We start from the raw sequence: 14,457 nt of genomic DNA on the forward strand, positions 1-14,457 counted from the left end.
CGCGTCAGCGGCGCCTGACGTCTCCCTTCCCGCAGGCCCGCCCGTCCCTGTCCGGGTCGAGGCGCAGCGGATCGTCCTTGCCGTTGACCTTCAGACGGCCGTAGTCGTGGTCCTTCAGCCAGTCGCAGCGGGCCGCCGTCGTCCTCGCCACCTGCGGCGGGAAGTGCGTCGGTACGCAGACGTTGGCGCTGCCGTAGTGCCGGTCGCAGCCCGCGATCTGCGGGCTCACGGGCACCCCGTCCCGCTTCTTGCCGTTCCTCTTCGCGCCGCCCGCCGGCTCGTCCGCGAAGTCATGGACGTGCGGGGCGGGGGCGTCGAGCGCGGCCGGGCCGCCGACCCGCACCCACTCGGCGACGGACGGCACGCCGTTCGCGTCCACCGCGAAGAGCATGTACCAGCCGGGCGGTGCGAGATTCGGGTTGCTGGTGACATTGAGGTCGATGGTGCTGCCGTCGACGGTCATCGGCAGATCGACGAACCGCTGGTTCGGGTCCGACGAGTGCGTGACGGCCGCCGGACGGATCAACTCCGCCTTGGCGATGGGCCGGTCGACGGTGATCCGCTGCGTGTCGCCGTAACTCCACTGCTTGTCGATCACCGAAGTGATCTTCGGCCGTGGCCCCTTGAAGAGATACGGCGGCGAGTAGACGGACACGTCGTGGTTCCAGGTGCCGTTGCCCGGGTTGTCGCCGGTCGTCATGACCCGGCCGTCCGGCATCAGGAACGCCGACGAGTGATAGCCCCGCTCCTCCGGGTCGGGGGCCACCGGGTCGAAGGTCTCCGTCCGCGGGTCGAACAGCGACGACTCGTAGACCGGATCGGCCCGGTCGTGCATCGCGCCGCCGGTCTCCAGGACCTTGCCGTCGGGCAGCAGCACCGCGGAGACATACATCTTGCCCTCGGCACCGGTCTGCGGCCGCTTGCCCTGCCCCTGGTCGACCTGGCCCTGCGGGATCAACGGGCCGTGCTGATAAGCGGGGTTGGGCTCTTTCAGGTCGATGATGTCGACGAGCCGGTTGGCCACCGGGTTGGTCTCGTTGTTGCCGCCGCCCATCGTGATGACCTTCTGGTCCTGTGCCGACGGCAGCAGCACGCTCGCGGACTCATCGCGCTGGTCCTTGTTCTGCAGGCCCGGCACATCGGTGATGGTGTTGGCGTCGTAGTCGTAGACCGAGGCGCCGGTGCCCGGCGTTCCGTTGCCGAAGGTGTGGCTGCCGGAGTAGAAGAGCCGCCCGTCCTGCATCAGGATCATGGAGGGGTAGAGCCCCCAGTACGACCAGGTCTGGTTGACCTCGTTCAGGGGCAGCCACTTGTTCTGCGCCTGCGAGAACTTCTCCGCGGTCACGGAGCCGGTGGAGTCCTCCTTGAGGCCGCCGAAGGAGATCACGTCACCGTTGCCGAGTACGGTCGCCGACGGGTACCAGTGGCCGTCGTTCATGTCGTTGGTCCTGATGTACGACTCGGTCGCCGGGTCGAAGACATAACTGTCCTTGTAGCCCTGGTAGCCGATGGTCCCGTCCGCCGTCGGGAAGCCCTTCGTACCGCTCATGACGAGGACCTTGCCGTCGGAGAGCTGTACGTGGCCCGCGCAGAACATGTCCTTCGGGGTCGGGATCTGCTTGTACGTCCCCGACTTCGGGTCGTACACGGCCGAGGTGAACTTGCCCGCCTCGAAGGCCGCCTTGTCGTTGCCCGAGCCCGCGATCAGCAGGATCTTGCCGTTGTGCAGCACCACCGAGTGCATCGACCGCACCGGGTTCTTCGTGGGCAGCACCTCCCACTTGCCGTCCGCGCACTCGGCCGCGGTGCCGGTGCAGCCGGGGTCGGGGGCGGGCGGGGTGACCTCTTCCATCACGTAGTCGTCGGTGGTGACGGCGCCCGTGCCGTACACGGACACGCCCCAGGTGATCTGGTCGGTGCCCGGCGGTACGGGCGGGGTCCGCACTTCGGTGCGGGCGTAACCCGGGCTCACGGGCAGGGACTTGAGGTCCGTCCAGTACTGCCAGCCCGCCGTCGTGTCATGCCGGAACAAGGTGATCGACGCGTCCGGGGTCGTGGACTTGTACCAGAGCGACAGGTCGTACTGCTTGTCGGGCGTCACGTGCGGGGCGCAGGCACCGCTCTCCGTGATCAGCGCCTTGCGGTCGCCGTCGACCCGTCTGGTCAGCTCGACCTTCATGGCCTTGGTGCCGGTGTGGGCGTCGGCGACGGTCCGGAAGGTGAAGTCGTTGTCGCCCCAGCCGGACTTGGACCAGCAGTCGGGCATGTCGGCACCCGCGGCGGTGAGTTCGAAGCCGGGGTTCTTGATGAGGTTCGGGGCGGCGGTCGCGTGCGGTGGTGGTACGGCCAGGATCAGACCTGCGGTCAGGGCTCCCACGCCCAGGGCCGCGGTTCTGCGTTTCGGTGCCAATGGATTCCCCCCTTGTGATGCTGAGCTGTGCTGCGCTTCGTGATGCGGTGCGGGTGCGTTGCGCCTGCGGCGGGCTTGATCCCCTCCCCGCCCCTTCCCGAAAGTCCTGCGGACGGCTGTCCTCAATCGCCGGACAGGCTCAAACTGAGCCCGTCTGGGGGCACCTCCCAGCGGTAGCTGGGGGAGATTGAGGACACGGGGTCTGGGGCGGAGCCCCAGTTACGGGAAGGGGCGGGGTGGGGAACTTCCGGCGGCGCGAGTACACCAGCGCCTCCGTCGCCGCGAAACGCACCACGAACGTCAGGAGCAGGGCGAGCCCGGTCGCCGGCAGCACCGACATGCCCAACTGGCCCACCAGCACCGCGATCAGCGGGATCCGGAGCACCAGGTCGGCGTTGGCGAGAAGCGCGAAGCGGCCCGCCCGGTCGGCCCAGTGACGGTGCCGTCGTGACCGGAACAAGAACACCTCGATCAGCACGAAGTTCCACGCGACCCCCGCCTGGTTCGCCAGGATCTCCGCCGGGAGGTAGTGCATTCCGGCCTGCGTGAGCACGTAAAGCCCCAGCAGGTTCGGCACGAACCCCGTCAGGCCGATCAGGCCGAAGACCAGGAGCCGGGCCAGGGGCGCGGCCGTGCGCAGTTCCACCAGGTGGCGCAGGAAGCGCAGGCCCTCGCGCGGCGTCGACTTGGACTCGCCCGCGTACCGCTCCTGGAAGACGAACGGCACCTCGGCGACGGCGCGCGGTCGGCTGCGTACCGCCAGTTCCATGAGGATCTTGTAGCCGAGCGGGCGCAGGGATCCGGCCGGCACAGCGGCGCGGCGGATCGCGAAGAAGCCGCTCATCGGGTCGCTGATACCCCGCAGGGCCCGCGGGAACAGGGACTTCGTCAGCCAGGTGGAGGCGCGAGATACGGCGACGCGATAGCCGCCGGCGAGGCCCGCCCGGCTGCCGCCCTTGGTGTAGCGGCTGGCGACCACCAGGTCCGCGTCCGCCGACTCGCCGACGGCCACCAACTCCGGTACCAGGGACGGCGGATGCTGCAGATCGCCGTCCATGACCACGACCCAGTCGGAAGCGGCCGCCTTGATGCCCTCGACCACGGCGCCGCCGAGACCGCCGTCGGGGCGGTCGCGGTGGATGACCGAGACGGGAAAGGGGCAGTCCTGGGCCGCCTTGGCGATCACCTCGGGGGTGTCGTCCGTGGAGTCGTCGACGAACAGGACCTCGCAGGGGAGGTGCGAGGGGACCGACGCGGCGATACGGGCCAGCAACTCCCCCACGTTCGCCGCCTCGTTGAACGTCGGCACGATCACGGTGACCGTGCCGGGGCGGGTAGCGGTGGCCAGGGCGTCGAGCTCGTCCTCGGCCGGCACCGGAAACGCACTCATCGCCGCCCCCCGATCTTCCGGATCTCGATCCGCTCCTCGCCCTCGCCGAACACGGCGACGGGTGTCGAGTGCTCAAGGGCCGCCTTGACGCCCGGCAGATCCGGTGCGTCGCGGCGCACCGTCGGGGACGCGACGACGTAGTCGAGGTCGCGCCAGCCGCGCGGCATCGTCTTCGTCACGGCCGGGTCGAGGTCGGCCTTGTAGAACCAGATGGCGCCGAGCCCGGGGCGGTAGCCCGCGTGCACCAGGTCGAGCCAGAGCGCGTCGTCGACCAGGACCCGGGTCTGAGCCGGGTCGGCGACCTCGGTCGCCATCCAGGAAGCGGCGGCGCGGTAGGGGCCGTTGGCGTCGGCGGTCATCGCGGTGCGCGCGCCGTCGTACCAGCGCGGCGTCACATACGCCGCGGCCGCCACCGACAGGGCGACGGCCACCGCCCAGCGCGCCCCAGTCAGGACGCGCCTCTCGTCCGTACGCCGGAGTTTGCGCAGCACCGCGTGACAGACGCTGGCGGCCGCACCGGCGAGCACCAGGGCCAGGAACGGCAGGGCCTGGATGATGTACATGGCGGGCAGATAGCCGGAGGGGCGCAGCGCGACCAGGGCGAGGATCGCCACCGCGAGCGCGGGGCCCGCGAGGGCGCGGGCCGTGACCGACCAGCACAGCACGAGCAGGAGCAGCAGGGCCGCGGCCAGGCCGCCGACGGGCAACACCCGGTCGTAGTAGAGCCAGGACGTGAGGACGCCGTGCGAGCCCGAGCCCGCGTCGAGGATGAAGCCGGAGCCGGGGCGGCTCATCTGGTACGTGATGCCCTCCCACAGCGACACATGGTCGTCGCCCGGGAACAGTTCGCCCTTGAGCAGGGCGAACAGGGGGTAGCCGAGGCCGATGAGCGCGCAGGCCGTGATGGCGCCGGTGAGCGCGAACTTACGGGTGTCCTTGTGGCTGTGGCGCCACATGGTGACGAGCAGCGCGGGCAGGACGACGAGCATCGTCTCCTTGGTGAGCACCCCGATGGCGGCGGCGATGCCGGCGGCGAAGTGGTGCCACAGATGCCGGTTCGGGGAGGCCGCCCAGCAGAAGGCGAGCAGCATCCACATCACGGCGATGTTGTCGAGGAAGATCTCGCGCTGCAGGATCACGGAGAGCGGGGACAGGCCGAAGAGGACCATGGCGAGTCCCGCGGCCCAGCGCGGCAGCCAGAGGCGGCGTGCGAGGACGTAGAGCAGGACCGCGCTCGCGGCGCTGACGAGCAGCATCGCCACCCGCATCGAGCCGACGTTCATCGACTCGGGCGTGAACAGGGCCGGTATCCAGGTGAGTACGGCGATCTGGATCCAGCCGAGCGGCGGGTGGTCGTACCAGTAGGTGTAGTGGGCGAGGCCCTCGCCCTGCTGCACGGCCCAGGCCTGCGCGAGATAGGTGCCCTCGTCGTCGCTGAGCGTCGGGTAGGCCGCGATGTTCCAGCCCTGGACGACCAGGATCGCGGCGAGCAGGACGGCGCAGAGCAGCAGGTCGGGCGGGGAGCTGCGGAAGCGGACGACGGGCCGGACGGTGAGCTGCCGCTTGGCGCGCCGCACGACCGGTGCGGCAGGGCGGGGCCGTTCGGGCGCACGGGTGTCTTGCGCGGGAACCCTGGCCGGGTCCGCCGCGGGGAGTGTGGAGGTCACGCGCGGATCTCCTCGCGGGTCAGATGTGCGCCGACATGGCTGGTGAGTTCCCACTCGTTACGGCCGCGCTGTTCCCGCCAGACCGCGCGGATCGCCGCGCCGGCCAGGAGCACCTGGTAGAAGGGGCCGCCGATGATCAGCTTGAGGTAGTGCACGAACCGCACCCGCAGGGCGTACTGCTTGCCGAAGTCATGCAGCCCGACCACCTCGAAGACAAAGGTGACCGCGGCGGTGATGAGCGGCAGGAAGGTGATGAAGGCGATCCCGACCGGCACGTCGAGGAAGACCGCGACAGCGACGTTCAGCGGGATGATGACCCCGGTGAAGGCCTGCAGGAACGGGGTCATCAGGGTGTAGCGGGCCAGCATCCGCTGTCCCCTGCCCGGCAGTTGGCGCCAGTCCTTCTTGCGGTAGACCTGCAGGAAGCCCTGGTTCCAGCGGGTGCGCTGCTTGAGCAGCGACATCAGGGTGCCGGGTGTCTCCTCCCTGGTCACCATGTCGGAGTCATAGGCGACGACGACCTTCTTGCCGACGCTGGAGAGCCGTACGCCCAGGTCGCAGTCCTCGGCCAGACAGTTCTGGTCCCAGCCGCCCGCCTCGCGCAGCACGTCGGTGCGGACGAAGACGGTGTTGCCGCCGAGCGGGATGAACCCCTTCTGCGCGTGCAGATGGAGCCGGGAGCGGAACCAGAAGAAGTACTCCAGGCAGTTGCGCAGGCTGTACCAGCTGGAGTGGAAGTTGATCAGCTGGACGCCGCCCTGGACGACATCGGCGCCGGTGGACCTGAAGGCGTGGTCGACGTGGGTGAGCAGCTCCGGGTGCACCTGGTCCTCGGCGTCGAAGACCCCGACGACATCGCCCCGGCAGTGCGGCAGCGCCGTGTTGAGCGCCTTGGGTTTGTTCTTCGTCTCGTGGGTGTCGGTGACGACGCGTACGCGCGGATCGCGCCCGGCGGCCGCGAAGGCGACCGTGGCGGTCTCCGGGTCGTCATGACCGACGATCACGATGATCTCGAAGGCGGCGTGGCTCGATTCGAGCAGCCGCTGGATGGTGTGGTCGAGCACGGCCTGTTCATGACGGGCCGGCAGGAGCAGCGAGAAGGCGAGCCCGGCCCCGCCTCGCGGTGGTTCGAAACGGGTCGCGGCCAGTGTCTCGGGTGTGCGCCAGGCGTGCATCTGCCACCAGAGCGTGAAGGCGGCCATCCAGAACAGCGCGAGCGAGACAGCAGAAATGAGCACAGATGTGAGCAACGGTCCCCCCAGACCCCCTAAGGCGCGATTTCCTGTTGCGTCGCGCCTCCCCCTTCAACGTGGAGAGAGTAAGGGGGGAATGTGAAACTCAGACCCTGTTCCGATAAATCTAGTGTTTCGGCCAACCCCCGGCTGCTTCCCCCGATGCCCCCCGAAGTACGACAAGGGGTGCCTGTCTAGGGTTGTGCGGGCCGCGTGAGATTTTCGGCCAGTGCGGACACATCGGTCACCGGCCGGTCGCAGGTGAAGTTCCGGCAGACGTACGCCGCCGGGTGCCCGTCCACCAGCTCCCGGCCCGCCAGCAACGGCAGCTCCCCGCCTGCCGGTTCACCGACGGCGACCACGGCGCCGGGCGCGGTGGCGAGCAGCGCGGCACGGTGCAGCGCCTTGGTCCGCGGGTCGCCGGGCGGGCCGACCACGGCCACCTCACGCGGGCCGTCGAGGAGCGCCTCGGCGACCGACAGACCGTGCCCGATGAAGCGCGGGGCGCGCGGCCCCAGCGCCGTGACCACGCCCAACGCCCGTTCGGCGGCGGTGCGATGGGGCTCGGCCCCGGTCTGCGCGGCGTACGAGAGCAGGGCACCGGCGGCCGCGCACCACCCGGAGGGCGTCGCGTTGTCGGTGGGGTCCTGCGGGCGGCGGATCAGCTGTTCGGCGTCGTGTGCGGTGTCGTACAGGGCGCCGTTCTCACCGGTGAACTGATCGAGGACGATATCGAGCAGGAACCCGGAGAATTCCAGCCACACCCCCTCGCCGGTGACCGAGGCGAGCGCGAGGAAGCCCTCGGCGACATCCGCGTAGTCCTCGAGCACACCGGCGTGCGCACCGGCCTTGCCGTCCATCGAGGTACGGACGAGGCGCGCGTCGGGACCCATGTGCAGGCGTACGAGAAGGTCGGCGGCCGCGAGTGCCGCGTCCACCAGGTCGGGGCGGTCGAAGTACGCGCCGGTCTCGGCGAGCGCCGCGATCGCCAGGCCGTTCCAGGCGGCGACCACCTTGTCGTCACGGCCGGGCCGCGGCCGCTCTTCGCGCGCGGCGAGCAGGCGCGAGCGGATCGACACCAGCCGCTCGGAGTCCAGCAGGGCGTTGTCCTGCGGGAGCTGGAGCACCGACGCACCCTCTTCGAAGGTGCCCTCGTCCGTCACGCCGAAGTGCACGGCGGCGAGCTCCGCGTCGGCCTCGCCCAGCACCTCGCGCAGCTGCCCGGGCGTCCACACATAGAACGCGCCCTCCACATGCCTGCCCGTACCGTCGTCGCTGTCGGCGTCGAGCGCGGAGGCGAACCCGCCTTCGTTCGTGCGCAGTTCACGCACCAGGAAGTCGGCGGTCTCCAGGGCGACGCGCTTGGCGAGCTCGCTGCCGGTGGACCGCCACAGATGGGCGTAGGCCCGGCACAGCAGGGCGTTGTCGTACAGCATCTTCTCGAAGTGCGGCACGACCCACTCGCGGTCCACGGAGTAACGGGCGAAGCCACCGCCCAGCTGGTCGTAGATCCCGCCGCGCGCCATCCGCTCACAGGTGTCGACGGCCATCTGCAGGGCGCCCTCGGCACCGGTGCGGGCATGGTGGCGGAGCAGGAACTCCACGACCATCGCCGCCGGGAACTTCGGCGCCCCGCCGAAGCCGCCGTGCGTCGCGTCGTAGTCCCGGGTCAGACCGAGCAGCGCCTGCGCGAGCTGCTCCTCGCCGGGCACCTCGGTGCCACCGTAGGGAAGCTCACGGGCCGCCAGATCCCGGACGATCTTCGTGGCGACCTCGGCGACCTCGTCGCGCCGGCCCGTCCACGCGTCGTGCACACCCTGCAGGACCTGCCGGAACGCGGGCATGCCGTGGCGCGGCGCGGGCGGGAAGTAGGTGCCGAAGTAGAACGGCTCGGCGTCGGCGGTCAGGAAGACGGTCATGGGCCAGCCGCCCTGCCCGGTGGCTGCCTGCACGGCCTCCATGTAGACGGCGTCGACGTCGGGGCGCTCCTCGCGGTCCACCTTGATGTTCACGAAGTGCTCGTTCATGTACGCGGCCGTCGTCTCGTCCTCGAACGACTCGTGCGCCATGACGTGACACCAGTGGCAGCTGGAGTAGCCGACGCTGAGCAGCACCGGCACACCACGCCTGCGGGCCTCGTCGAAGGCCCCGTCCGACCAGGGCCACCAGTCGACCGGGTTGTCGGCGTGCTGGATGAGGTAGGGGGAGGTCTCGTGGGCCAGTCGGTTCGGCATACCCCCATCCTTACGCACCGGGGCGGCCAGGTCCTCCTCCCACCCCCGCGCCTCACGTGATCGGCCGACTCCCTCGCGTACTCGCCGTGTACGCAGGACACTTGGTGCGATGACCGACGCAGGTGGAGGGGGACGCGCATGCGGGACAGCCATCGGGCCGAAGCCGAGCGGCTGTTGGCACGGGCCGTGGAGGAGGAGGTACGCCGCTCCGGTGGCCGTACCGACGGCAATATCCTCCTGAGCCGGGCGCGCGGCGCCCTGGACGCCATGGCCGGGACGGCCGCCGAGGAGTACGCCGCCTATGCGCGCGCGGTGGACGAGGCGGAGGCGGGCCGGGAGACCTTCGGTGAGCGGCTCGGCCGGGAGGCGCCCACGCCCGCCCTGGTCACCCTGGTCGCGGCCGTCGCGGCGGCCGTCGCCGACCTCGGCTTCGGCACCGGCGCGGGCACCGCGGTGGGCACCGGCGCGGTCGTGGCCGTGGCGGGCGCGGCGGCCACCGTCGGCAAGGTCACCGCCACCCATCTGCCCGCCGCCCACCAGCGGGCCGGGGCGCTCGGCCAGCCCGGCGGACCCGAGCAGCTGCGCCTGCAGTGGCTCACCGCCCTCGAAGTGCGCGGTATCCGCCCCTATCTCGACCAGCAGCGCGTGGTGGCCGCCAGCACCGGCTCCGGCGGCAAGAAGCCGGTGCCGCTGCGGCGTACCGACAAGAGCGCGGCGGCCCGGCGCAGAAGCGTCCTGGAGAAGTCTTTCGGCCAACTTCCAGAACCCGAGGGCCCGTTCGCGGGCCGGCGGCAGGACCTGGCGCAGATCGGCCGGTGGGTGCACGCCGCCCGCGCCTCCACCGAGACCAGGCCCACGGTCGTGGTCCTGCACGGCGCGCCCGGCTCGGGCCGCTCCACCCTCGCGATCCGCGCGGCGCACGCCCTGCGCGACCAGTTCCGCGGCGCCTGCCTCGTGGACCTGCGCGGTGACAGCCCGACGGAGCAGCCACGCTCGACCCGGGACGCGCTCCTGCATCTCCTCAACCGCCTCGGCGCCCCGCGCGAGCAGCTGCTCTTCCGGGAGCGCTCGGCGCAGGACCAGCAGCTGAAGCGGCTCACCGAGCTGTACCACCAGCATCTGACCGGACTGCCGGTGACGGTCGTCCTGGACGACGCGAGCGACGCCGAGCAGGTGCGCACCCTCGTCCCCGACCGCTCCGACAGCCTGGTCCTGGTCACCTCGCGCACCCCGCTCGACCTGCCGGACGACCTGCCCGCCTGGGTGCACCAGCTGCCGGTGCGGCCCCTGGACGCGGCGGGCACGGAAGAGCTGCTCAAGGAAGCGGCGGAGGACCCCTCCGATCCGTACGACGCCGAAGCCGCCGACCGGATCAGGGAGTTGTGCGGCGGCCTGCCGCTGCCCCTGCGGATAGCGGGCTCCGCACTCGGGCCGCGCACCGCGAGCCGCCTCGCCACCGACCTCGCGGCATACGGCCCGATCGACCCGGTCGAGCGGGTCCTGTGGCTGCGCTACACCGATCTGCCGGACCCGGCCCGGCGCCTGCTGCGCCGGCTCGCGCTCGCCGGGCGCGCCTCCCTCGGCGCGGCCGCCGCGGCCGCGCTCCTCGGCTCCGACGAACGCGAGGCGGGCCGCCAGCTGACCGCCCTGGCCCACGCCGGCCTGGTCGACCACGTCCGCGGCAGCCGCTACCGCCTGCACGACCTGGTGCGGTCCTTCGCCTCCGCCCGCCTCCAGGACGAGGAGGAGCCGGCCGAACGCACCGCCGCGCAGGAACGATTGATCGCCAGCTACGCGGAGCTCGCGGACTCGGTGATCCGCCTGGTCGACGGCAAGACCTCCACCCGCGCCGACCAGTTCGGGCCGCACGGCTTCACCTCGCTCGACGCCGCCCTTCGCTGGCTCGACGACGAGTCGAGCTTCATCACGGCGGCCCTGCGGCACGCGGAAGGCGTCGACGAACAGGCCGTACTGAATCTCCTCGGCGCCCTGTGCGACTACTGCCTGCTGCGCGGCGACCTCTACCGCCTGGGCGAGATCAGCGAGTTGACGCAGGCCGTCGACCAGGGTCTGCTCGGCCGCTCCGTGCAGTGGCGCACCGGTATCGCCGCCCGCCAGCTCGGCGAGCTCGACAAGGCGCGTACGACCCTCTCCTCCGTCGTCGACCTGTACTTCGAGGCCCACAACGAAGCGGGCGCGGCCCGCGCCCTCGGCTCCCTCGGCATCACCCTGCACCACCAGGGCCAGCTCACCGAGGCCGCGACGAAGCTGCGCGAGGCGCTCGAACTGCAGAGCGCGGAGGAACTCGCCGGTGACCGCGCCTGGACCCTGCACGCACTCGCGGCCGTCGAACGCGACCGCGCCCATGTCGCCGAGGCCCTCGACCTGCTGACCACGGCCCAGGCCCTGCACCAGGACAGCGAGTCGGTGCACGGCCAGGCCTGGGCGCACTTCCAGCTCGGCCAGCTCTGTCTGCGCATGGGTGATGTACCGCGCGCGGAAGGCGAGTTGAGGGCGGCCCTCGATCTGTACGGCCGCACCCGCGACCCGCGCGGCGAGGCCTGGGCGCTGACCCAGCTGGCCCGCGCGCGGCTCGTCGACGGCGACCCGTCGGCGGCCGTGGACGGCCTGCGGCAGGCGGTCTCACGCCACCGCGACAACGAGGACGCGCGCGGCGAGGCCTGGACCCTGTACTACCTCGGCCAGTCCCTGGAGGAGACCGGCAACCTCGACCAGGCGGTACGCGACCTGGAGCGGGCCCGCACGATGTTCTCGCGGATGCGTGACGTGTACGGACTGGCCTGCGCCCGCCACCACTCGGGCCGTGTCACCCGCGACCAGAGCGCCGCCCGCACCGGCTCGCTGCGCAACTCCGGCTTCGCCCGCCAGCTGCTCCAGGACGCGCGCGCCGACTTCCAGCGCATCGGCGTCGCCCACGGCGAGGCCTGGACCTGTCTGGAGCTTGCGGTGGTGGACGCCGGCAACGCCCGCTCCCAGCAGGCCCTGGCGCTCTGCGACGAGGCGGCCGAGCTGTTCGTCTCCTACGGCGACCGGCGTGGCGAGGACTGGGCCCGCTTCCTGCGCTGCACGCTCCTGCCGTACGCCTCACCCGGCGGCTCGGAGATCGGCACGGCCGTCGCCCAGGAGGAGCTGGCCCAGCTCACCCGCGCCGTCCACCCGACCCGCGACACCAAACTCACCGAGTACCTCGCGACCTACGCCCTGATGCTCGACCGCGGCGTGGAGCTGGACGCGGGCTGGCAGGCCTGGCGCCTCGGCATGGTCCCGAGCCGCCACGCCCGGGAGGTCATGGGGGTGCCGGTCGCGGCGTAGCCATGGCTGCCACGGCATGACCGTGCAGACATGACAGAGATGGCAGAGATGGCAGAGATGGCAGACATGACCGTGCCCCGGCACCGGGCGGAACCCGGGTGCCGGGGCACGGGCAAGGACGAGCGGGCGGTCAGCCCTGGTACGGCTTGGCGTCGAGGATCTTCACCATCGCCGTCTTGCCGTTGGGGAGTTCGTACTCCGCTTCCTCGCCGACCTTCTTGCCGTTCACGCCACCGCCGAGCGGCGACTGCGGCGAGTAGGTCGCGATGTCCTCGGACGCGTACTCACGCGAGGCGAGCAGGAAAGTGAGGGTGTCGTCCTCGTCACCGTCGAAGGCGATCGTCACGACCATGCCGGGGGCCACCACACCGGTGTCGGCGGGGGCCTCACCCACCTTCGCGTGCTCGAGGAGCTGGGTGAGCTGGCGCACCCGGAGCTCCTGCTTGCCCTGCTCCTCCTTGGCTGCGTGATACCCGCCGTTCTCCCGCAGGTCGCCCTCCTCGCGGGCGGCCTCGATCTTCTTCGCGATCTCGACGCGCGCGGGACCAGACAGGTACTCCAGCTCTGCCTTGAGCTGGTTGTACGCCTCCTGGGTCAGCCAGGTGACGTTGTCGCTGGTCTGGGTCACAGGTGCTCCTCGTCGGTACTGGGAATACAAAGCATCGCCCTACCCAGAAGGATGTTCCCTTATGGATGGGCGAAACCACGAGCCTAACAATTCAGGCAGAAAAGGGGGAGGAGGTAATGCTCCCGGTCCGTGACCCCGCGCTCAGCGGGCTTCGCAGGAGACCGACTCCACGGCGGTGGCCCGCTGGGTCGTGCGGATCGTGACCACCTCGTTGACCAGCTTCTCGTGCTGGTCGAAGGTGAAGTCCTTGCGGCCGACCTCGGCACCGGACTCCGCGAGCGCACGCAGCGTGCACACGCCGGTGGCCTCCGCGTCCTTACGGATCTCCATGTGGACGTCCACGGCTTCCGCCGACGTCACCTTGAACTTGATCATCTCGCCGCTGAAGGCGCTCTTGCCGGAGATGTAGTCGTAGCCGATCCAGCCGACCACGGCGAGCAGCAGTACGCCGAGGACCGATCCGACGATCTTCAGCTTGCGGTCGGCGCGGGCGTCCGCGGAGCGGCCGTACCGCCCTTCGGGCAGCTGCTCCCGTACCGCGCTCATGATCGTCCTCTCCGGCTCGGCCCCGCTGCGGGGCCCGGGGAATTATCCCGACCCCGATTCGGTCACTATAGAAGCCCCCCGAAGCGCCGGATGACCGAGGGCCGCCCTTCGACCGAGGGCGCCGAACACATGAGGATCGAGTCTTGACAGAGCAACTGCGACTGATGGCCGTCCACGCCCACCCCGACGACGAGTCGAGCAAGGGCGCGGCCACCATGGCCAAGTACGTGTCCGAGGGGGTGGACGTGCTCGTGGTGACCTGCACGGGCGGCGAGCGGGGCTCCATCCTCAATCCGAAGCTCCAGGGCGACAAGTACATCGAGGAGAACATCCACGAGGTACGCCGCAAGGAGATGGACGAGGCGCGCGAGATTCTCGGCGTCAAGCAGTCCTGGCTGGGCTTCGTCGACTCGGGTCTGCCCGAGGGCGACCCGCTGCCGCCGCTGCCCGAGGGCTGCTTCGCCCTTGAGGACGTGGACAAGGCGGCCGGAGAACTGGTGCGGCAGATCCGCTCGTTCCGTCCGCAGGTGATCACGACGTACGACGAGAACGGCGGCTATCCGCACCCCGACCACATCATGACCCACAAGATCTCGATGGTGGCCTTCGAGGGCGCGGCCGACGCCGAGAAGTTCCCCGAGAGCGAGTTCGGACCGGTCTTCCAGCCGCAGAAGCTCTACTACAACCAGGGCTTCAACCGCCCCCGCACGGAGGCCCTGCACCACGCCCTCCTTGAGCGCGGCATGGAGTCGCCGTACGGGGACTGGCTCAAGCGCTGGGACGAGTTCGAGCGGGTCGAGCGCACCCTGACCACGCATGTCCCGTGCGCGGACTTCTACGAGATCCGGGACAAGGCGCTGATCGCACACGCCACCCAGATCGACCCCGACGGCGGCTGGTTCCGGGTCCCGATGGAGATCCAGCGGGAGGTCTGGCCGACGGAGGAGTACGAGCTGGCGAAGTCGCTCGTCGACACGTCGCTGCCGGAGGACGACCTGTTCGCGGGCATCCGGTAGC

At 70.6% G+C, this 14,457-nt stretch carries 9 protein-coding genes; 2 read left to right on the forward strand and 7 right to left on the reverse strand.

What is annotated here, in order from left to right:
* Positions 1–4: 4 nt before the first annotated feature.
* The 5 genes from ACFQVC_RS13510 to ACFQVC_RS13530 form a co-directional block, all read right to left on the reverse strand.
* Complete coding sequence (locus ACFQVC_RS13510; protein ID WP_381830445.1) at positions 5–2,410, reverse strand: galactose oxidase-like domain-containing protein; 2,406 nt, start codon at positions 2,408–2,410, stop codon at positions 5–7.
* Between the two features lie 139 nt (positions 2,411–2,549).
* Entirely contained in the window at positions 2,550–3,800 is a 1,251-nt protein-coding gene (locus ACFQVC_RS13515) for a glycosyltransferase (RefSeq protein WP_381830447.1), read from the reverse strand.
* A complete protein-coding gene (locus ACFQVC_RS13520) occupies positions 3,797–5,467 on the reverse strand; it encodes an ArnT family glycosyltransferase (RefSeq protein ID WP_381830449.1) in 1,671 nt (556 codons plus the stop codon). The genes ACFQVC_RS13515 and ACFQVC_RS13520 overlap by 4 nt, the downstream gene beginning before the upstream one ends.
* Positions 5,464–6,717: a glycosyltransferase gene (locus ACFQVC_RS13525; protein ID WP_381830451.1), complete on the reverse strand. Its 1,254-nt coding sequence runs from the start codon at positions 6,715–6,717 to the stop codon at positions 5,464–5,466. The genes ACFQVC_RS13520 and ACFQVC_RS13525 overlap by 4 nt, the downstream gene beginning before the upstream one ends.
* 176 nt (positions 6,718–6,893) lie before the next feature.
* Complete coding sequence (locus ACFQVC_RS13530; protein ID WP_381830453.1) at positions 6,894–8,933, reverse strand: thioredoxin domain-containing protein; 2,040 nt, start codon at positions 8,931–8,933, stop codon at positions 6,894–6,896.
* Positions 8,934–9,071: 138 nt separating this feature from the next.
* Here ACFQVC_RS13530 and ACFQVC_RS13535 point away from each other — a divergent pair, with 138 nt between their 5' ends.
* On the forward strand, positions 9,072–12,266 hold the full coding sequence (locus tag ACFQVC_RS13535; RefSeq protein ID WP_381830455.1) for a tetratricopeptide repeat protein: 3,195 nt from the start codon (positions 9,072–9,074) through the stop codon (positions 12,264–12,266).
* Positions 12,267–12,396: 130 nt separating this feature from the next.
* Here the strand turns inward: ACFQVC_RS13535 and greA are convergent, their stop codons facing one another.
* Both greA and ACFQVC_RS13545 read right to left on the reverse strand, forming a co-directional pair.
* Positions 12,397–12,894: a transcription elongation factor GreA gene (gene greA / locus ACFQVC_RS13540; RefSeq protein ID WP_381830457.1), complete on the reverse strand. Its 498-nt coding sequence runs from the start codon at positions 12,892–12,894 to the stop codon at positions 12,397–12,399.
* A gap of 141 nt (positions 12,895–13,035) precedes the next feature.
* Positions 13,036–13,440: a DUF4307 domain-containing protein gene (locus ACFQVC_RS13545; protein WP_381830459.1), complete on the reverse strand. Its 405-nt coding sequence runs from the start codon at positions 13,438–13,440 to the stop codon at positions 13,036–13,038.
* A gap of 143 nt (positions 13,441–13,583) precedes the next feature.
* On the opposite strand from ACFQVC_RS13545, the gene mca reads away from it, so the two are divergent.
* The gene (gene mca, locus ACFQVC_RS13550; protein WP_381830461.1) at positions 13,584–14,456 is read left to right on the forward strand and encodes a mycothiol conjugate amidase Mca; all 873 of its coding nucleotides are present in this window, start codon (positions 13,584–13,586) and stop codon (positions 14,454–14,456) included.
* Position 14,457: the final 1 nt, after the last annotated feature.

It is taken from the genome of Streptomyces monticola, assembly GCF_042665355.1.
GTDB classification, from domain to species: Bacteria; Actinomycetota; Actinomycetes; order Streptomycetales; family Streptomycetaceae; genus Streptomyces; species Streptomyces monticola.